Source organism: Priestia sp. TRM10 (genome assembly GCF_057808375.1).
Genome location: NZ_JBJZOT010000009.1, coordinates 84,420 through 105,850, shown reverse-complemented (window position 1 = coordinate 105,850; position 21,431 = coordinate 84,420). Strand labels below are relative to the sequence as shown.

At 36.0% G+C, this 21,431-nt stretch carries 18 protein-coding genes; 16 read left to right on the top strand and 2 right to left on the bottom strand.

The features are described from left to right. The first annotated feature begins 218 nt into the window (after positions 1-218). The 5 genes from ACK3CR_RS07450 (at position 219) to ACK3CR_RS07430 (ending at position 5,616) form a co-directional block, all read left to right on the top strand. The gene (locus ACK3CR_RS07450; RefSeq protein ID WP_328124182.1) at positions 219-1,685 is read left to right on the top strand and encodes a protein adenylyltransferase SelO; all 1,467 of its coding nucleotides are present in this window, start codon (positions 219-221) and stop codon (positions 1,683-1,685) included. Between the two features lie 328 nt (positions 1,686-2,013). Beyond that, positions 2,014-2,442, top strand: coding sequence for a phosphate-starvation-inducible protein PsiE (locus ACK3CR_RS07445; protein ID WP_243519871.1), 429 nt, complete (start codon positions 2,014-2,016; stop codon positions 2,440-2,442). Continuing rightward, positions 2,439-2,801: a Na-translocating system protein MpsC family protein gene (locus tag ACK3CR_RS07440; protein WP_268586633.1), complete on the top strand. Its 363-nt coding sequence runs from the start codon at positions 2,439-2,441 to the stop codon at positions 2,799-2,801. The genes ACK3CR_RS07445 and ACK3CR_RS07440 overlap by 4 nt, the downstream gene beginning before the upstream one ends. Positions 2,802-3,140: 339 nt before the next feature. Next, positions 3,141-4,115, top strand: a complete 975-nt coding sequence (locus ACK3CR_RS07435; RefSeq protein ID WP_328124179.1) for an ABC transporter ATP-binding protein — start codon at positions 3,141-3,143, stop codon at positions 4,113-4,115. Next, entirely contained in the window at positions 4,099-5,616 is a 1,518-nt protein-coding gene (locus ACK3CR_RS07430) for an ABC transporter permease/substrate-binding protein (protein WP_430238194.1), read from the top strand. Before ACK3CR_RS07435 ends, ACK3CR_RS07430 begins: the two co-directional genes overlap by 17 nt. Positions 5,617-5,652: 36 nt before the next feature. Here ACK3CR_RS07430 and ACK3CR_RS07425 read toward each other — a convergent pair whose 3' ends face one another. After that, positions 5,653-6,123, bottom strand: coding sequence for a hypothetical protein (locus tag ACK3CR_RS07425; RefSeq protein ID WP_328124176.1), 471 nt, complete (start codon positions 6,121-6,123; stop codon positions 5,653-5,655). 175 nt (positions 6,124-6,298) lie between these two features. Between ACK3CR_RS07425 and ACK3CR_RS07420 the strand changes: the two genes are divergently transcribed. From ACK3CR_RS07420 to ACK3CR_RS07395, 6 genes are all read left to right on the top strand, one after another. Then, on the top strand, positions 6,299-7,966 hold the full coding sequence (locus tag ACK3CR_RS07420) for a glycoside hydrolase family 13 protein (RefSeq protein WP_488975181.1): 1,668 nt from the start codon (positions 6,299-6,301) through the stop codon (positions 7,964-7,966). Positions 7,967-8,049: 83 nt separating this feature from the next. After that, positions 8,050-9,687 (top strand): PTS transporter subunit IIBC, encoded by a 1,638-nt coding sequence (locus tag ACK3CR_RS07415; RefSeq protein WP_488975180.1) that lies wholly within the window; start codon positions 8,050-8,052, stop codon positions 9,685-9,687. A 4-nt stretch (positions 9,688-9,691) separates the two neighbouring features. Further along, complete coding sequence (locus tag ACK3CR_RS07410; protein WP_488975179.1) at positions 9,692-10,477, top strand: endonuclease/exonuclease/phosphatase family protein; 786 nt, start codon at positions 9,692-9,694, stop codon at positions 10,475-10,477. Positions 10,478-10,595: 118 nt separating this feature from the next. Continuing rightward, positions 10,596-11,924 carry a family 14 glycosylhydrolase gene (locus ACK3CR_RS07405; RefSeq protein ID WP_488975178.1) on the top strand — a complete coding sequence of 443 codons (1,329 nt, stop codon included), beginning with the start codon at positions 10,596-10,598 and terminating at the stop codon, positions 11,922-11,924. 227 nt (positions 11,925-12,151) lie between these two features. Then, positions 12,152-12,502 (top strand): hypothetical protein, encoded by a 351-nt coding sequence (locus ACK3CR_RS07400; protein WP_328124170.1) that lies wholly within the window; start codon positions 12,152-12,154, stop codon positions 12,500-12,502. Between the two features lie 549 nt (positions 12,503-13,051). Then, complete coding sequence (locus ACK3CR_RS07395) at positions 13,052-14,071, top strand: LacI family DNA-binding transcriptional regulator (RefSeq protein ID WP_243519891.1); 1,020 nt, start codon at positions 13,052-13,054, stop codon at positions 14,069-14,071. Positions 14,072-14,199: 128 nt separating this feature from the next. Here ACK3CR_RS07395 and ACK3CR_RS07390 read toward each other — a convergent pair whose 3' ends face one another. Continuing rightward, a complete protein-coding gene (locus tag ACK3CR_RS07390) occupies positions 14,200-15,384 on the bottom strand; it encodes a NupC/NupG family nucleoside CNT transporter (RefSeq protein ID WP_328124168.1) in 1,185 nt (394 codons plus the stop codon). 652 nt (positions 15,385-16,036) lie between these two features. Here ACK3CR_RS07390 and ACK3CR_RS07385 point away from each other — a divergent pair. The 5 genes from ACK3CR_RS07385 (at position 16,037) to ACK3CR_RS07365 (ending at position 21,409) form a co-directional block, all read left to right on the top strand. After that, positions 16,037-16,612, top strand: coding sequence for a TetR/AcrR family transcriptional regulator (locus ACK3CR_RS07385; RefSeq protein ID WP_243519893.1), 576 nt, complete (start codon positions 16,037-16,039; stop codon positions 16,610-16,612). Between the two features lie 121 nt (positions 16,613-16,733). Further along, a complete protein-coding gene (locus tag ACK3CR_RS07380; protein WP_430238205.1) occupies positions 16,734-17,753 on the top strand; it encodes a quercetin 2,3-dioxygenase in 1,020 nt (339 codons plus the stop codon). 79 nt (positions 17,754-17,832) lie between these two features. Further along, a complete protein-coding gene (locus ACK3CR_RS07375; RefSeq protein WP_488975177.1) occupies positions 17,833-19,218 on the top strand; it encodes an MFS transporter in 1,386 nt (461 codons plus the stop codon). A 287-nt stretch (positions 19,219-19,505) separates the two neighbouring features. Then, positions 19,506-20,459, top strand: coding sequence for a nucleoside hydrolase (locus ACK3CR_RS07370; RefSeq protein WP_243519900.1), 954 nt, complete (start codon positions 19,506-19,508; stop codon positions 20,457-20,459). Next, positions 20,453-21,409 (top strand): nucleoside hydrolase, encoded by a 957-nt coding sequence (locus tag ACK3CR_RS07365; protein WP_488975176.1) that lies wholly within the window; start codon positions 20,453-20,455, stop codon positions 21,407-21,409. The genes ACK3CR_RS07370 and ACK3CR_RS07365 overlap by 7 nt, the downstream gene beginning before the upstream one ends. Positions 21,410-21,431: the final 22 nt, after the last annotated feature.

Genomic DNA, 21,431 nt, shown 5'->3' with positions numbered 1-21,431 from the left:
TAATTAAGAGTCTTTAGACCTGAAAATATAATAGGTATGGTGAGAAAAAGCGTGTTTTTTTCATTCTAAGCATTTAAGAACTTTATAGTAGGTAAAAAGGGTATAATATGCTAGTAGAGGTAGACAATAGGAGAGCTTTTTTGTTTCTGCGGATATTTATTAAATAAACATAAACTTTTCATCTTATACTATAAAAAATGCAAGAGAAAGGAGATCAAATGACAAACGAAAAAGAACAAAATTGGAACTTAGATAACAGTTATACAAAGCTTCCGGCTATTTATTATTCCATTATTAGTCCGAATCCTGTTTCATCACCGCAAATAGTTAGACTGAATAAAACATTAGCAACATCACTAGGATTAAATGTAGAAAAGCTGCAGGAGGAGGAAGGAATCGAAGTTCTTGCTGGTAATAAAATTCCAGAGGGTGGTGCTTCGCTTGCTCAAGCATATGCAGGTCACCAATTTGGAGGATTCACAATGCTTGGTGATGGGCGCGCTCTTTTAATTGGTGAGCAACTAACCCCAGCTGGAGAACGATTTGATCTTCAGCTTAAAGGGTCAGGACGAACTCCTTATTCTCGCGGAGGTGATGGGAGGGCAGCACTTGGCCCAATGCTTCGGGAGTATATTATAAGTGAAGCAATGCATGCGTTAGGTATTCCAACAACGAGAAGTTTAGCTGTAGTATTAACAGGAGAGCGTATTTTTCGTGAAACAGAGCTTCCAGGCGCTATTTTAACTCGTGTTGGGGCAAGTCATCTTCGCTTTGGTACATTCCAATATGGAGCAAATTGGGGGAAAGTAGAAGACCTTAAAGAACTTGCTGATTATGCTTTAAATCGCCATTATTCTCATGTTGAACAAGGTGAGAATCCATATCTGACTCTTCTTGAGGAAGTGATTAAACGTCATGCTTCTCTCATCGCCAAATGGCAGCTTGTTGGGTTTATTCATGGTGTAATGAATACAGATAATATGACAATTAGCGGGGAAACAATCGATTATGGGCCTTGTGCTTTTATGAACGAATATGATCCTGAAACTGTATTCAGCTCGATTGATACTCAAGGGCGCTATTCATATGGGAACCAGCCTGGAATAGGCGGATGGAATCTTGCCCGCTTTGCCGAAGCTCTACTGCCGCTTTTACATGAAGATGAAGAAGAAGCTTTAAAGTTAGCTCAAAATGCAATGGAAAAGTATCCTGAATTTTATCATCAAAACTGGCTCTCAGGTATGAGAAGAAAGCTTGGTTTATTCCAAGAAGGAAAAGATGATCAGTCACTTATTGAGAAGTTGCTTGTCATGATGCACAAACATAAAGCTGACTATACGAATACATTCCGCTTACTAACAATGGGAAAAGTAGAAGATACAGTTCTCTACGGGAAAGAAGAGTTTACAGAATGGTATAAGCAATGGAAAACGCGGATAGAAAATCAATCAGAAGGAAAAGAAGCTGTCGAAGATTTAATGAGTAAAAACAATCCTTTTGTTATTCCAAGAAATCATCTTGTGGAAGCAGCGTTAGAAGCAGCGGTTAACAAAGGAGACTATACTGTCATGGAAGAGCTTTTAGACATTCTTTCCCAACCGTATAATTACGCTATAGAAACAGAAAAGTACTGTTCATTACCTACACCATCTAATCGTCCATATCAAACCTATTGTGGAACATAATAAAAGAAAGGCCATTTTGACTATGGCCTTTCTTTTATTTAGCTCGATTGTTGAAACTTTTTTACAATAGAGTATAATAAAAAAGAAAAGAAGTTTATTGATAAAGAATGATCTTTATCTTTGACAACTTTTATCTCGTAATTCTAACATGACGGGACGGATAGTGAGTATTGTAAAATGCTTAATTATTAACCCATCATAAAGAAAATTGTGTAGTTTTACACAAGTTTCTTTATGATGGGTTTTTTTGTGGAAAGAGGAGGGAGTCAAACGGATTCTATCAGCATTATTTCTTGTTAAAGAACTTTATAGAACAGGAGAAAGAAACATGTTAAAAATGATTGTGATGAAACGAAGGAATTATTTAATCTCGCTTTATCAATGGATATTAAACCTTTCTTTAATTTTACTCAGTTTTATTCTTATTTTTTTTCTATTTAAAGAGCTTTTTGAAATTATAAATGATGTAATAGAGGGAAACACTAACGTTCACCATATTCTTGGAAAAGTATTAAGTTTTTTTCTTTACTTTGCTTTTATCTCAACGATTATGACTTATTTTAAAGAAAGTCACCACTTTCCGTTAAGCTATCTATTGTATATTGGTATCACCGCTACAATACGCTTTATTATTGTAAACAATAGCTATCAAATTGGAAGTTTGTTTTTGTCAATCGGGATTGTGGCTCTTACCGTTAGTTATTTATTGTTAACAAAGAAAACAGAGAAAACAAGAAAAGGGGAAATAGAGGCATGAGTCGAGCACTAGAACATGAATTCAGCAGTTTAGTACGTGAAACACGTAAAGAACATGTTGGGAATGGACCAAGAGAAATTACGACTCGTTTTATTGGTACATGGGCAATTAGTGAGATGAAGGGAAACCTTACAAACGTGGAGAAATTTATGATTAAAAGCCCAGAGGGAGAACGGATGGTACGTGAAGCAAGAACATCTTTAATTAAGAAAATTTATGAGAATCCAGAGTTGGTCAAGAAATTTGAAAAACTTGTTGGAGCAAAGATTATTAGAATGTTTTCGGACATTAATATCGGAGAAGATATTGCGATGACAATCTTTGTTTTTGATGGGAATTTAGAAGAGAAGTCACGGTGAAAAAGCCTGTTTGATTTTATCAAACAGGCTTTTTTTAAAAGGTTTAGCTTATGACACACTTTCTTGATAATCCTATACGGAACATGTATTTTTTAAAAGAACTTCTTAGGAAGCATTTTCAAAAATAGAGCTATGACCTTCCTACTTGTTCATAAACAACAAGTTCATTACCTATTTAAACTAGCAGAAAGAGGATAACTATTTTATTCTATTAAAAAGAGAAGACTATATGCTGTTATACTAAAAAGTAAAACAGATAAATTTATACTTATTTATCTAATACTTTAAGATGAGAGAAATTATAGCATATGATTTCACAACTTAACAAGGAGTAACAAGATGATCAAATTTTCCAATGTATCTAAAAGATACGATAGTAAGGAAGTCCTTCACTCTCTAAACTTAGAAATAAAAGAAGGCGAATTTTTTATATTAGTAGGACCAAGTGGATGTGGAAAGACAACAACACTTAAAATGATCAATCGTTTAGTCGATTTATCAGATGGAACCATTTATATTCATAACAAAAGTATTGAAGATTATGATATCCATGAACTTCGCTACAATATCGGTTATGTGCTGCAACAAATTGCTCTTTTCCCACATATGACAGTTTCTGAAAACATTGCGATTGTGCCTGAACTCAAAAAATGGAGTCGAGAGAAGATTAAAGGACGCGTTGATGAGTTGTTAACAATGGTTGGATTAGATCCAAAGCAGTATCGAAATCGTAAACCAGATGAGCTTTCAGGAGGAGAGCAGCAGCGCGTTGGTGTTGTTCGTGCTCTTGCAGCAGATCCTGATATTCTTCTCATGGATGAGCCTTTTAGTGCGCTTGATCCCCTAAGTCGCGAAAAGCTACAGGATGATATCATTCGTCTTCAGCAAAAGATTCGCAAAACCATTATTTTTGTTACGCATGACATGTCAGAGGCGTTAAAGCTCGGTACGCGTATTTGCGTTATGAAAGATGGGGAAATAGAACAAATTGGAACACCAGAGGAGATTGTACATCATCCTAAGAGCAATTTTGTGAAAAAGTTTGTTGGGCTGCAGAAAACTTCATTAGAAAAAGAAATAAAGGCAGAGCAGCTTTTAAGCTCAGTACTTCTAGAAAACGATACTCTTCAGTCCTTACCTAAAATCTCCGCTACTGCTTCTTTAAAAGAAGTGCTAGCTTCTCTAAAAATTGAAGAGGAAGTAGCTGTTGAAAAAGAAGGTTTCGTGATAGGGAAAATCGATCGAAAGACGGTTATTCAATATTTAGCAGAAACAGAAGATGAAAAGGATGACAAACATGAATCAGTTTATTGATGCAGTAGGAGAACGAAAAGGGGATCTTTTAAGCGCCCTACTAGAACATATTCAAATTTCTTTTATCGCCTTACTTTTTGCCGTCGTGATTTCTATTCCGCTCGGCATTTACATTACAAGAAAGCCGAAAATAGCAGAGGTGGTAATTGGTATTACTGCTGTTTTGCAAACCATTCCTTCACTCGCTCTTCTTGGATTACTTATTCCTTTAATGGGGATTGGAAAAGTTCCAGCGGTTATTGCACTTATTGTGTATGCCCTACTTCCTATTTTAAGAAATACATATACAGGCATAAAAGAAGTAGATTCCTCACTCATTGAAGCTGCAAAAGGAATGGGAATGAACGGTCGAAAACGATTGTTAAAAGTAGAACTTCCGCTTGCAATGCCCGTTATTATGGCAGGAATTCGAACAGCGACCGTATTAATTATCGGAACAGCTACGCTTGCCGCTTTCATTGGAGCGGGCGGTCTTGGGGAACTTATTATGCTTGGAATTGATCGGAATGACACAAACCTCATTATTATTGGAGCTGTACCTGCTGCTATTTTAGCTATTCTTTTTGATGTGATATTGCGTCGTTTAGAAAAGCTTTCATTTAAGAAGTCTATTGTTGTTTTAACGACCTTTATTGTAGCTATTGCACTTGTTATTATCATTCCTTTTGCAGCAAATGGTGGGAAAGAGAAGTTTGTAATTGCAGGAAAGCTAGGAGCAGAACCCGAAATTTTAATTAATATGTACAAGCTTTTGATTGAGCAAGATACAGATTTAACAGTAGAAACTAAGCCTGGATTTGGAGAAACATCCTTTGTCTATAGCGCTCTAAAATCAGGAAGTATTGACCTTTATCCTGAATTTACGGGAACCGCAATTAATGAATTTTTGAAAGAGCCTCCTATAAGTACGGATCGAAAAGAAGTGTATAATCAAGCTAAAGAAGGAATGAAAGAAAAATTCGATTTAGTGTTATTAAAACCGATGAACTATAATAATACGTATGCGCTTGCTGTTCCGAAAAAGCTTGCACAAGAATATAACTTAAAAACAATTTCAGATTTGAAAGCCGTTGAAAACAGCATGAAAGCTGGATTTACAGGTGAATTTACAGACCGAGAAGATGGCTATAAAGGAATCCAAAAGAAATATAACCTTGAGCTTGGGAGTGTTGTGACGATGGCTCCAAAGCTGCGCTACAATGCGGTAAAAAAAGGAGACATTACGGTCGTAGATGCTTATTCAACAGATAGTGAATTACGAGAATATAACCTTGTTGTACTAGAGGATGATCAACACCTCTTCCCGCCATATCAAGGCGCTCCGTTATTGCGAGGAGAAACGTTAAAAGAGCATCCTGAACTTCGCGATACGTTAAACAAACTTGGGGGTGAAATTACTGATGATGAAATGCGTGAAATGAATTACAAAGTGAATGTGGAAGGAGAAAAACCTTCAACAGTTGCAAAAGAGTATTTGAAAAAAGAAGGACTTCTTCAATGAAAAAAGGGGAACTTGGACACCAAGTTCCCCTTTTCCTTATCCTCTTTCAACGCTTCTCCACCAATTATCAATAAGGCGATGCCAGTTATAAAAAAGCGTACTTCTTGGAGAGAGAGAAATGCGGCCAAAATCAGGCTCATCAAATACTTCGCTTCCTAATACATGGACAGCATCGTGCAAAGACGTTTCTTGCAAAAAGCGTCCAAGTTCGTCACCAGAACGGAAAGAAGAAGGGTTGTTTCGAATACGGTTTTCAGCTTCTTCAAGTTCTCTTGTCCATCCCGGATGTCTTTTAATTTGATTAGGAACAGCACGCCATGGTTCAACCCAATCTGAATTTAATCCTTGACTGTTATACCACTCGAGACATCTTTCCATAAACTCACGGTGAAAGGAAAGGAATTCAATGCCATCTCCCGCCCGAAGATTCCCCATGTTCATATGCTCATGGTGCCATGTTTCATGCTCGCGGATGAAGTGCTCCGGAAAATTTGAGATTCTAGCCATACTACCACTCCTTATAAAGGTTTTCCCTTTACAATATTCACCATAGAAAAAAGTGTTTGGACACTAGTTGTTTGTCTTTCTAACTTTGTAAAACTTTTCAATAATAAATTTGTGCAAACGGTTGCGCAGATGATCTTGAGTGTGGTATTTTAAAAATATAGAAAGGGAGGTTCATATGAAAAAACAATGGTGGAAGGAAGCGGTTGCATACCAAATTTATCCGCGAAGCTTTATGGATTCTGATGGTGATGGAATCGGAGATATTAAGGGAATCTTATCAAAGTTAGATTATTTGAAAGAGCTTGGCATTGATGTGATTTGGATTAGTCCAATTTACAAATCACCTAATGATGATAACGGTTACGATATTAGCGATTACAAGGCAATTGCTGAAGAATATGGTACATTAGACGATTTTGATGAACTGTTAGAAGTGGTACATAAACGAGGAATGAAACTTATTATGGATCTTGTGATTAATCATACATCAGACGAACATCCTTGGTTTATTGAATCTCGTTCTTCAAAAGATAATAAATATCGAGACTACTATATTTGGAGAGATGGAAAAGAGGCAAGAGAGCCAAATAACTGGGAGTCTATTTTTGGAGGTTCTGCTTGGGAATACAATAAAGAGACAGACGACTATTATTTGCACGTTTTCTCAAAAAAACAGCCGGACTTAAATTGGGAAAATCCTACTGTAAGAGAGAATTTGTATGAGATGGTAAACTGGTGGCTAGATAAAGGAATTGATGGATTTAGAGTTGATGCTATTTCTCATATTAAAAAAATCAAAGGATTACCAGATCTGCCTAATCCTGATGGTAAACGCTATGTTTCCTCTTTTGCCGGGCACATGAACAAAGAAGGAATCCAACCTTTTCTAGAAGAGTTAAAACGAGAAACATTTAGCAAATATGATATTATGACAGTTGGAGAAGCAAATGGTGTAAGTGTTGAGGATGGATCCCTTTGGGTTGGAGAAGAAGAAGGAAAGTTTAATATGGTTTTCCAATTTGAACATTTAGATCTTTGGGGAAAAGGGATAGACGGAAAGATTGACATCCGTACATTAAAAGAAGTACTGACAAAGTGGCAAAAAGGATTGCACAATATCGGATGGAATGCGCTTTTTTTAGAAAATCATGATCAGCCACGTTCTGTTTCGACATGGGGAGACGATGGTGACTATTGGTTAGAATCCTCAAAAGCTTTAGCAACAATGTATTTTCTTATGCAAGGAACGCCCTTTATTTATCAAGGACAAGAGATTGGGATGACAAATGTTCAATTTTCTTCCATTAAAGATTATAATGATGTAGCAATTAAAAACTTATATAAGGAAGAAAGAGAAAAAGGAAAGTCTCATGAAGAAATCATGCCAATCATTTGGAAAAATGGGCGTGATAATTCCAGGACTCCGATGCAGTGGGATAGAACAGAAAATGCAGGATTTTCGGAAGGAACACCATGGATAAAGGTCAATGAAAACTATAAAAATATCAATGTAGAAAAAGCTTTAGATGATCCTCATTCTCTTTATCATTATTATAAGAGGCTTATTAGTCTTAGAAAAGAAAAAGAGGTTCTTGTTTATGGAGATTACCATCTTATTCTTGAAGAAGATGACAATATTTATGCTTATACAAGAACACTAGGAGAAGAAAAAGTACTTGTTATGGTAAATTTATTTAAAGAATGTGCTCACTTCCATTTACCTTTAGAATATAAAGGGAGCGCATATCAGTTGTTATTAAGCAACTATGATATAAAGGAAGAACAAAACGTTAATCATATTGTATTACAACCGTATGAAGCAAGAGTGTATAGACTAGATTGAAAGAAAAAACTAAGTTTCAAATGACTAATAAATGTAAGCGTAGACATAGGGGTTGGATTTTTCAAAAGGGAGGAGAAATGAAGATGAAAAAGTTTCTTTCATTTGACTTTTGGCAAAAGTTTGGAAAGGCACTATTAGTTGTTGTAGCGGTCATGCCTGCAGCTGGTATTATGATATCACTTGGAAAGCTTGTAGGAATGATGGGCGCAGACATCTCCTTTGTGCAAACGATTGCACTAGTTATGGAGGATATCGGTTGGGGGATTATTAACAACCTTCATGTTTTATTTGCTGTTGCAATTGGGGGTTCATGGGCAAAGGAACGTGCGGGAGGAGCATTTGCTGCTTTAATCGCCTTCATTTTAATGAACCGAATTACAGGGGCAATCTTTGGTGTGAAAAGTGAAATGCTTACAGATCCTGAGGCAACTGTTCAATCTTTATTTGGGCAAGAGCTTATTGTAAAGGATTACTTCACATCTATTTTAGGTGCACCAGCGCTAAACATGGGAGTTTTCGTTGGAATTATTGCTGGATTTTTAGGTGCTAATCTTTTTAATAAATATTATAACTATGATAAACTTCCAAATTCGCTCTCATTCTTTAATGGAAAACGATTCGTACCATTTGTTGTTATTGCAGGTTCTGTTGTAACCGCTCTTATTCTCTCGATTATATGGCCATTTATTCAAGGGTCATTAAACAGCTTTGGCCAATGGATTGCAACATCGCGTGATAGTGCGCCAATCCTAGCTCCGTTTGTTTTTGGGGCATTAGAGCGACTCCTACTTCCATTTGGACTTCACCATATGTTAACGGTTCCAGTGAACTATACAGAACTTGGAGGAACATATAAAATTTTAACGGGTCCTGGAGCAGGTTCAATTGTTGCAGGGCAAGATCCATTATGGCTTGCATGGGTTGGAGACTTAAATAACTTTCTTTCAGCAGGAGATACAGAAAGCTATAAAGCATTATTAAATGATGTAACGCCTGCCCGCTTTAAAGTTGGACAGATGATTTTATCGTGCGCAGCATTAATCGGAATTGCACTTGCAATGTACCGAAATGTTGATCGTGAGAAACGCTCAAAATATAAATCAATGTTTTTATCTGCTGGATTAGCTGTATTTTTAACAGGAGTAACAGAACCAATTGAATTTATGTTTATGTTTGCAGCACCAGTTCTTTATATTATCTATGCTATTATGACAGGTCTTGCATTTGCAGTCGTTGACATCATTGATGTTCGTGTTCATGCATTTGGGGTTATTGAACTTATTACGCGAACACCAATGATTGTGAAAGCAGGATTATGGCTCGATTTACTCAACTTCGTTCTAGCCTGCCTTGTTTTCTTTGGATTAAACTTTGCTGTTGCAAACTTTATGATTAAACGATTTAATTTCCCAACACCAGGACGAAACGGAAACTATATTGAAGAAGAACAGGAAGGAAAAGAAAGCACTTCTGTCAAAAATGATTCACTTGCCCCTGTTATTATTGGCCTTTTAGGAGGGCAAGGGAATATTGAAGAGGTTGATGCTTGTATGACTCGTTTACGCGTAACAGTAAAAGATACAAACCTTGTAGCAGATGAACAAGAATGGAAGAAGAACGGAGCGCTTGGTCTTATTCTAAAAGATAAAGGTGTTCAGGCTATTTATGGACCAAAAGCAGATGTATTAAAATCAGACATTCAAGATGTGTTAGGCGCATAGCAGGATGAAGCTGATTACATTAAATTGTCATTCATGGCAGGAAGACAATCAGTTAGATAAACTAACCTTACTCGCTGAAAAAATTAGCAATGAAGAATATGATGTGATTGCTCTTCAAGAAGTTAGTCAGCATAAGGATTCAGCATTCATCTATGAAAATGTAAGAGAAGACAACTATGCTTTTTTATTGAAAAAAGAGCTTGAAAGAATAGGAAAGAAACATTACGAATTTATATGGGATCTTTCTCATATTGGCTACAGCGTATTTGAGGAAGGGGTAGCTCTTCTTACCAGACATCCTGTTAATGAATGGTTTTCCTTTTTCATTTCCAAAAGTGAAGACCAGAATTTCTGGAAAACAAGAAAAGTTGTTGGAGCTCACATTTCTTATAAGGGGGAAAACGTGATGTTTTATTCTTGTCATCTCGGCTGGTGGGATGATAAAGAAGAGTCGTTTCAGTTTCAAGTTGATACCCTTCTTGCAAATGTTAAAAGTGAGCAAGCTTTTTACTTAATGGGAGACTTCAACAATGATGCTAGTATAAAAGGAGAAGGCTATGATTACTTACTAAGTCAGGGGCTTTACGACTTGTACAATCAGGCAGAAGAAAAAGATCATGGAATAACAGTGGAGGGGAAGATAGATGGGTGGAGCCAAAATACGCAAAACCTTCGTCTTGATCTTATTCTTTCGAACGTTTCAATTCAACCACGCTGTTCAAAAACGGTTTTTAATGGAAGGGAACAACCTATGGTATCTGATCATTTTGGAGTAGAAGTAAAAATATAAACGGTTCAGCACAGAGAAAACACAAGTGAAGGTTCCTGTTAAAGGGGATGGCTTGTGTTTTTTCTTATTGAATGCATCATTTATTTTTCCACTACAATAAAGAAGGAGAGTTTAATCGATGAAAAAATTATGGTGTGCTTTCTTAACTCTTTCACTGGTTTTTACAGCATTTCTTTCGCCAGCACAAGCTGAAACTAACGAAAACTATAAGCTATATGTTATGGCTCCTTTAGAAAAAATTACAGATTGGGAAGACTTTAAGAGAAAGTTAGAACAATTAGAGGAAAATGGCGTATATGCTTTAACAACAGATATATGGTGGGGGATTGTTGAAGGAGAAAGAGATAATCAGTTTGATTGGAGTTATTATAGAAAATATGCTGAAGTTGTTGAAGCTTCTGGATTAAAATGGGTTCCTATTTTATCTACTCACCAATGTGGTGGAAATGTTGGAGATCAATGTGATTATCCTATCCCAACGTGGTTATGGAATAAAGACAGAACAGAAAACATGGCTTTTAAAAGTGAAAGCGGCTATATCAATCAAGAAGCTCTTGCACCATGGTGGAAAGGGACGGAAAAGCAATATGATGAATTATATAAATCATTTGCACGTCACTTTGCAGATAAAAGAGAGCTTATTGTAAAAATCTATCTAAGCGGAGGGCCTGCAGGGGAAATAAGATATCCTTCATATCAAGGTGGAGACAACTGGGAATATCCTGAACGAGGGAAGCTTCAAGCCTATTCAGAAGGAGCGGAACGAGATTTTCAACAGGCAATGCGTAAAAAGTATGCTACGTTAAAAAATGTGAACAATGCTTGGGGAAAGAAACTGAGAAGTTGGGAAGATATAGAGCCACCGCATAATGCGGATGCTTTTTTCACAAATAGTGAAGTCTATTATTCTCAATATGGAAAAGATTTTATGATGTGGTATCAAGGAGCTCTTGAACAGCACTTATCAAAAATAGCGAAAGCCGCTCATAAGCGATTTGATCCTCTTTTTAACGTTCCAATTGGAGCTAAAATTTCAGGTGTTCATTGGAAGATGAACGATCCGGTTATGCCACACTCTGCCGAATATAGTGCAGGATATTATAACTATGCTAAACTGCTTGATCAATTTAAAGCATCCCGCTTAGCCCTTACTTTTACATGCTTAGAGATGAAGGATAATCAAGCATACGAATCTCCTTACTATAGTGCTCCTGAAACATTAGTTACTCAAATTGCTAATCTAGCAAAGGAACGAGGAATTTCGTTAAATGGAGAAAATGCTCTTGCTTTGACAGGAAATGAGTGGGGATTTAAAAATGCGGCAGAAAAGATTTCTACTCATAGGTTTGAGGGATTTACATTATTAAGAATGGATTATTTGTTTGATAGTGAAGGAAAGCGTACAAACGAATTTAATATGATGGTTCATTACCTCACTTCACCGTGATTTTTGACCCTTATATCAAAAGCAAGCTGATTCTTAAACATACAAATAATTGATGAACCCTTCTATCATACATGAAGAAGTATGATAGAAGGGTTTATTGATATGAGCTTATCTCTAAATTATCTCTGAAGGGGGCAATCCCTAAAACTAGTTATTCGTACAAGCATATTTTTTGAAAAAACGTATAATACATTGCAAGTCATTTTTCACTTTAGGAGTGATAACTTATGAACTGGGATGAGTTTATGTTTGGGAAATGCAATAAGAAAGATAGAGATTATCAAGAAGATAAATATTATGTTGAAAGAAAACGTCATAATGATAAGAAAGACAGATGTTGTAAAGAAGATAAACACGAGAATAAATATTATGTTGAAAGAAACCATGATATGAGCTGGGATGAATTTATGTTTGGGAAGTGTAATAAGAAAGATAGAGATTATCAAGAAGATAAATATTATTTTGAAAAAAAACGTCATGATGATAAGAAAGACAGATGTTGTAAAGAAGATAAACACGAAGATAAATATTATGTTAAAAGAAACCATCATGAGAATAAGAAAGATAGATATTATTAAAAGGTAAGCTAAGTTTTCAAGGTGATAATAGGCAAGGTATATCATGATGTAGAAAGCTGTTGGAACCTTTGTATCCAGCGGCTTTTGCATATTATAAGATATTTATTACGTAAATTAGTTTCGTAAGTGTTAGGTGCTTTAAAAACAGAAGAAATTACTTCATTCCTTTTACCTGAAGAAGATAAATTATGGAATTGGACAACAACAAGGATTTGAACAGCAATAACGTCTTCTTTTATAATTTGAGGACAAAGAATATCGCTCTCTCTTAAAGATGTACTATATATATATTAGACTTTTTTTTAGCTGCCTGTGTGACTGTGCTAGTTGTATGTTGTATATTTTTTGTATTGAATAGGACCTATTAAAATTTATCATTCTAGTTAATTTTAAATAGATAAATGAACGGAGGATTATTAATGTAACAGTGTAAGTATTATGAGAAGCTTTATGTCTAAATATAAGGCTTTATTGTTATAGCATGCCAATGGAAAAGGAAGTGCATTTCGTTTACAATAGTATGTAGAAGATAGATCAGGAGGAAGGATTATGGCAGTCACGATTAAGGATGTAGCAAAACTAGCCAATGTAGCACCATCAACGGTTTCAAGAGTTATTGCAAACAATACAAGAATAAGTGAAAAAACAAAAAGACGAGTAAGAGAAGCAATGGAGGAATTAGGTTATCACCCTAATTTGAACGCAAGAAGTCTTGCGAATAGCTCAACCAAAACGCTTGGTCTTGTGATGCCAAGTTCTGCTGAAAAGGCCTTTCAAAATCCTTTTTTCCCTGAAGTGTTGCGGGGCATAAGTACGAAAGCACATGAGGAAAAGTATGCACTACTCATTTCAACAGGAGTAACAGAAAAAGAAATTTATGAAGCTGTTGTTGGTATGGTACAAGGAAGACGGGTTGATGGGATTGTGATGCTTTATTCACGAGAGGACGACCAGATTATTGATTATCTTTTAGAAGTTAATTTTCCCTTTACGGTAATTGGCAAGCCGTTTCAAAATGAAGAACAAATTACATATATTGATAATGATAATTACAAAGCAGGCAAAGAAGCTACAAATTACTTGCTTGAACTCGGTCATGAGCGTATTGGCTTTATTGGCGGAGATATAAGCTTTATGTTTACAAACGATCGCTTACTAGGATATAAAAAAGCTCTCCAACAGAAAGGGATTTCATTAAGTAGTCGTTATATTGTCCATGAAGAACTAACAGAAGAAGAAATGAAAAAAGAGATAGTATATCTTATGAGTTTAGAAGACTGTCCAACAGCTTTAGTTGTTGCAGATGATTTTGTAGCGCTTAAAGTACTTTATATTTTAGCTGAACTAGAGATTTCTGTTCCAAAAGCCGTTTCTGTGATAAGCTTCAACAATCTCTTGCTCGCAGAGGTTTCAACTCCTTCTTTAACATCTGTCGATATCAATATCTACAAATTAGGATATGAAGCTGCAGATTGCTTGTTGAAACAGCTTGCAACATCTTCAAAGGAGCGTAAGAAGATTACTGTTGAGCATCAGATTATTAAGCGACATTCTACTGATGCTCGTTAGCATTATCCAAAAGCAGAGCAGAAATTAAAATATACACTTTAAGAAATATGAGAAGAAAACTTAGACATTCCATACTAAAAAGTACTGAAACGAAAAAAAGAACTTCATATGAAGTTCTTTTTTATAGGTTATAAAATGAAGCTGACGATAATGGCTGACAAGAAACTAACAAGAACAGCTCCGTATAGTAAGCGAAGCCCAAAACGAGCTACAACGTTACCTTGTTTTTCACTTAGTCCTTTAACAGCTCCGGATAAAATTCCGATTGAAGAAAAGTTAGCAAATGAAACTAAAAATACAGAGACAATGCCTAACGTTCTTGGACTAAACTCAGACGCCATTTCAGATAAGTTCATCATGGCAACAAATTCATTTGTTACCATCTTCGTTGCCATAATCCCTCCAGCTGAAACCACCTCAGATGCAGGAATCCCCATTATAAAGGCGAATGGAGCAAAAACATAGCCAAGCAAATGTTGGAATGTAACGCCAAAAATCATCTCAAAAACGTTATCAATTCCTTCCATTAGTGCGACAAATCCAATCAGCATAGCGCCCACAATAACCGCTACTTTAAATCCATCTAAAATATATTCACCTAGCATCTCAAAAAACGTTTGCTTTTCTTCGTCTTGATCCGCTTCTAAAAGGTCTGTTTCAGGTGCTACTTTATATGGGTTAATAATTGAAGCAATCATAAATCCACCAAACAAGTTCAAAACAATGGCTGTTACAACATATTTAGGTTCAATCATTGTCATATAAGCGCCGACGATTGACATTGAAACCGTCGACATTGCGGACGTGCAAAGTGTGTAAAGTCGGTGTGGAGGTAATTTATCAAGCTGCTTTTTAACTGTAATAAATACTTCTGATTGCCCAACAATTGCTGAAGCAACGGCATTGTAAGATTCAAGTTTTCCCATGCCATTAATTTTACTAAGGCCAAGCCCTATCCATTTCATGACGAATGGAAGTACTTTAATATGCTGCAGGATGCCAATTAAAGCTGAAATGAACACAATGGGAAGAAGAACAGTTAAGAAAAAGGGAGCTTCCCCGTCATTTGCAATGCCACCGAAAACAAAAGTAATCCCTGCGCTGGCGTAATCTAATAGCGTTGAAAATGTTGAGGCAATGGCATCAATCACAACAAACCCAAATTTTGTATTAAGAAGCACAATTGCCAACAAAAGTTGTAAAATGACCATAACCAAAAGTGGCTTATATTTAATTTCTTTTCGGTCTTTACTTATTAAAAAAGCTAGTCCGAATACAATAAGGAGACCTAAAATCCCTACTAAATATTTCATATATCCCTCCATGAATTTTGCAAAAAGAGAACCATTCCCTTTGTAGAGCAAATAAGGCAAATCAACATTTTCTTTTTAAGTTCACTAAAATACATTCTCCAATATAGTAAAAAACTTTCTCTATGCTGAATAGAAGGGATAGGGCTTCATAAGTTTCAGCTTTTATTTCGGAAAAGTCAGCCAAGTAGAAAATGAAGAGAACTCCTTTTTAAACAGGAAGAAAAGTCAGTTGAAAAAGGATACCGAAGTATTCCGTATTTGTGTCTATAAGAGATATATGGAAGCTCTTTGCGTTTTATCTATCATATTGTATATTAATAAAAATGATTCTACAATAATTTCTAAGAGAGAATTTTATAAATTTCTTTGTTTGAGTTGAAAATGTATAAGAGAGAAAAAGTTCCCCCTTTCTCCTTGACTTAATATGGAAATAGCATTGTTTAAGAGAAGAGGGAAAGTATACTCAAAATGTTTATAAAAGAGTTATAATATATAATATTGTATTAGGGGAATCATTTTTTAAAAGAGTTGTTTATTTTAGTAGAAGACGAGAAAAGCATACATTTGGCGATTACGAGTAGTTTTTGACATTTGAACGTTCGTTTTCTATACTTAAACCGATTGGTCTTCATAATGGGTAGGAGGAAGTTTGATGAAAGCGAAAGGTGAAGCAAGAGAACGAATTATTCAAACAGCAGCATATCTTTTTCAATTGCAAGGATATCATGCAACAGGTTTGAATCAAATTATAAAAGAAAGTGGATCACCTCGAGGCTCTGTTTATTATCACTTTCCTAATGGAAAAGAGGAGCTAGCAATTGAAGCTGTAAAATATACAGGTGAATATATTGAAAAACAAATTAAAGAGAGCATGGCAAAAAGCTTAGATCCTGTTGAAGCCATTCAACATTTTATAAGTGTAACAGCTAACCAGTTTAATGATCCAGAACATATTGAAGGAATTCCTGTTGGATTATTAGCAAGTGAAACAGCCCTCATTAGTGAACCTTTGCGATGTATATGTGTAGAAGTTTTTAAAAATTGGGCTGATATTTTTGCTGATAAATTAATGCAACATGGATATGAAAAGGAAGAAGCAGAAGAGCTTGGAATGACTATCAACTCGATGATTGAAGGCGGCGTTATGTTTTCGCTAGCACATAAAGATAAAGAACCGCTTCTTCTTATTTCAAATCAAATTCCATATATTTTACGAAAAAAAGGGTAGCATTTTGTTACTCTTTGCTTTATAATCAAAAATTGTAGACCGGTCGGTACACAATATTATGTAGATTGGTCTATCGTGAAAATAATTATATAGATCGGTCTAATATAGAGGAGGAAATATAATGGCAGCATTAACAAGTAAATTACCAAAAGAAAAAGTACCTTATTTATTACGAAATGGGGAGGGTCCGCGCTATCTCTTTGGGCGTCAAGTAGCTACAATTATGGCAAATGGAAAAAGCACAGGCGATATGTTTGAAATTGTTTTACTTGCAGGTGGCAAAGGAGACGCTTTTCCCCTTCACCTTCATAAAGAAACACATGAAGGCATTCTTGTTTTAGATGGAAAAGTAGAACTCATCCTTAATGGAGAAAAACATCTTCTTGTATCAGGAGATTATGCTCAAATTCCAGCAGGCACAACTCACAGCTATACAATGCAAAGCCATCGCACTCGTCTTGTTTCATATACAATGAAAGGAAATGTTGCGAACTTCTATGCTGAAATTGGTACACCTTATGAACATGTGGAACATCCTCCATATGGAGAAGAACTAGCATATGAGCGTTTCTTGCAAGGTGCAGCTGTTTCAGATATTGAGTTTGTATCAAACGAACAAAGCGTAGAAGGAGAAGCAAAACTTGTAACAAATGCAACACGTCCTGAGGAAGTTGTTCCATATGTCCTTGAATCTGGAGAAGGTGATCGTCTTCTAACAGGTGACCAGCTTCATCGAATTGTTGCGGCACAAACAAATACAGATGGACAATTTATCGTTGTTTCATCTGAAGGTCCAAAAGGCGATCGCATTGTTGATCATTATCATGAACATCATACAGAAACATTTTATTGTCTAGAAGGTCAAATGACAATGTGGGCAGATGGGGAGGAAATTCAGTTGAATCCTGGAGACTTCCTACACGTTCCAGCTCATACTGTTCATTCATACCGTTTAGATTCTCCATATACAAAAATGGTAGGAGTACTTGTATCAGGTCTGTTTGAACCATTCTTCCGTACTTTAGGTGATAAGTACGAAGCTCATATTTTCCCAGCTGAACCTCAGCCACTTCGTTTTGATCGAGTAGTTGCAAATATCCATAAACTTGATTTAAAGATGGCAAATCAAGAGAATAAATGAAAATGATAAAGGTTAGAGAGAGGGTTCTCTCTAACCTTATTTAATTAAACGTTGTTCTAAATTAGAAAGAGGGAAAACAATGAAAGAAACGATCCTAGAAAACAATGAAAGTCGGAAAAGAAAACTTATTTTAATTTTGGCCTTTGCAATGGTTATTTCAGTCATGAACTCAACGATGTTTAATATTGCTCTTCCAACGATTACAGAGGAATTTCACCTTCAGCCATCACAAGCAGGGTGGATTGTAACAGGTTATATTGTTGTATATGCAATTGGATCTGTTATGTTTGGAAAGCTTGCTGACAAGTATGAACTGAAAAATTTATTAACCGTTGGATTACTTATTTTTGCGGTTGGTTCATTAATTGGATTTTTAGCCCCGAGTTTTTGGTTTGTTTTAGCAGGCCGTATCTTGCAAGCTATGGGTGCTTCTGTTATGCCTGCTACATCAATGATTATTCCAACTCGCTATTTTACCCCTGAAACAAGGGGAAGAGCATTAGGAATTACATCATCTGCAACAGCGTTTGGAACAGCTGTCGGACCTATTGTGGCAGGGCTTGTTACAAACTTTATAAGCTGGCACTATCTTTTTGTAATTTCACTTCTTATTCTGATTGCACTCCCATTCTTTCGAAGCTTCTTAGACAGTGAGGAAGAAAAAGTGAAAAGTAAGACAGATTTAATTGGAGCCTTTTTACTGGCAGGAACGCTTGCTTTTCTTCTGCTGGCTATTACACAAGGATCTTTATTGCTTGCGTTTATTGGAATTGTTTTTTTTGCTTTATTTCTTTGGCGAATTCGTACAATAGAAAATCCATTTATTCAAGGTTCTTTATTTAAGAATAGAAGCTTTTCAGCAGGACTTCTTGTTTCAGCTTTAAGTTCAGGAATTGGCTTTGGTATTCCATATCTCACTCCTTTATTACTTCAAGGAATCAATGGCTTGTCCCCATTATTAAGTGGGCTTGTTATGTTTCCTGGAGCTGTTTTAGCCGCTCTACTAGGGAGAAAAGGAGGTAAGTTAGCAGATCAGAAAGGAAATGGATTTGTCGCATATACAGCTTTATTATGCTTTTTCTTAGGCTATGGAGTTTTATCCATTATTGCAGGTTCATCTCCATATTTAATTATGGTTGTTCTTCTTCTTGCTTATGTTGGCCAAACGTTCATTCAAATCGCACTAGGAAACACTGTGTCGCGTTCACTTCCAAAAGAACAAGCAGGAGTAGGCATGGGGATTTTCATGATGATGAATTTTATTGCTGGAGCAACGGCAACAACCTTAATTAGTAAAGCACTAGAAATTAAAGATGCAAGTCTTCAACTTAATCCATTCTTACTAGAACATAATAGCTTGAACTACAGTAATATTTACGCTGTTCTCACAATCTTAATTGTTATTGTTACACTTATTTATAGTAGTAACTTTAAGAAACAAAGATCAGAAGGTTATGAAAAGTAATCAGCAACCAAAGGAGTAAACAAATTTTTATACAACAATAGTGTTAACAATCGAGAAAACGAAGAGATCACAGTCCTTAATTATAGAAATATCGTTTTTGTCGGAGTATTGTAAAACAAAAAGCTTTTAAGGATGGTATTCCTTAAAAGCTTTTTGTTTTGAATAATCATTTCATGGCTTTTTATTTATAATATTTTCTGAAAATATATTGACATAATTTAATGATACATTATACGTTTATAAAGTTAGGATTATTTAAAAAGTTCATAAAAGGGGATGAAGAGGAGATGAAAAAGAAAATATACTTTAATCATGATGGCGGTGTCGATGATTTAGTATCATTATTTTTATTATTAAAGATGGAGAATGTTGAACTTACAGGTGTTTCTGTTATTCCAGCGGATTGTTATTTAGAACCTGCGATGTTTGCAAGTCGTAAAATAGTTGACCGTTTTGGTGACGGTAATCTAAGTGTAGCTGAATCAAATTCACGCGGGAAAAACCCTTTTCCAAAAGACTGGCGTATGCACGCATTTTATGTTGACGCTCTACCTATCTTAAACGAATCTGGGAAAGTGGTAACAAAAGTAGCTGATAAACCGGCGCATCTTCATCTAATAGAAACGCTTTATGCAACTGAAGAAAAGACAACATTACTATTTACAGGTCCGCTAACAGACCTTGCTCGTGCATTAGACGAAGCACCTGAAATTGAGGAGAAAATTGAGCGACTTGTTTGGATGGGCGGAACGTTTCGTGAAGAGGGAAATGTTCATGAGCCTGAACATGATGGAACAGCAGAATGGAACGTATTTTGGGACCCCGAAGCAGCTGGACGCGTTTGGGACAGCAGTATAGAGATTGATTTAGTCGCACTTGAAAGTACAAATCAAGTACCACTCACTTTAGATGTACGCGAGCGCTGGGCAGCGGAGCGAAGATATCTTGGTGTAGATTTTCTTGGTCAGTGCTACGCAATGGTGCCACCACTTGTTCATTTTTCAACAAACTCGACTTATTATCTGTGGGATGTATTAACAACTGCGTTTGTTGGTAATCCTGAGCTTGTGAAAGTGGAGCGAATTAACAGCATCGTACATAGAGAGGGACCAAGCCAAGGGCGGACAGTTGAAACTTCTGATGGACGACCTGTAAATGTAGTATATGATGTTGATCGCGATGCTTTCTTTGAATACATAACAGAATTAGCAAAGAAAGTGACGGAGGTTGTTCCATGCTAGAGAAGAAACGAGTTATTATTGATACAGATACAGCCGGTGATGACACAATTTCAATCTTAATGGCTCTTCATTATTTTCAAGTTGAAGGAATTATGATAACGGGTGGTAACGTTCAATTTCAGCAACAAGTTGAAAATGCACTTTACACAATTCAAGTTGGGGGTAAAAGCGGAAAAGTCCCTGTTTATAAAGGATATGAAGGCCCGATAATGGGATTTGGTGAAAGTCAACATCGAACAGTTGAAGATGTGCATGGAAAAGATGGAATGGGAGATTCGTTTTTTGAAAAAGCAATCCAGCCTCCTGAGGAAGGACATGCGATAGATTTTCTTATTGAAACCATTCATAAAAATCCAGGAGAAATTCATTTATTAGCGATTGCGCCGTTAACAAATATTGCAATGGCCATAAAAAAAGATCCAGCTATCGTTCCTAAAATTCCTCATTTGTACATTATGGGCGGTACAAACAATGCATTAGGAAATATTACACCAAGCGCAGAATATAACTTTTTTGTGGATCCTGAAGCAGCAAAAATTGTGCTTCATTCAGGTATTCCTATTACAATGGTTGGTTGGGAAATGTGTACAAAGTATTCCATTATGGATGATAAGGACCATTGTGAAATTGAAGCTCTTTCAACAAAGGGTGCGCAATTTTTCAAAGATGTAAATAAAGTAGTTATGAAATTTAATAAAAGCGTCCATAAGTTAAATGGAACAACTCATCCAGATACATTACTAGCTGCTGTTGCAGCAAACGAAGAAATTATGACAGAGTCAAATCTATATTACGTAGATGTTGAAACAGTTGGTGAACTCACAAGAGGGTACAGTCTTGTGGATATTAATAATCGTTTAGAACGCTTCAAAAATGTAAGAGTTTGTGAAGCTATTGATCGGAGTGCGTTTAAAGCAATGTTACTTGAAGTATTGCGTTCAATAGATTAACCTTCAATAAAAGTATTAAGTA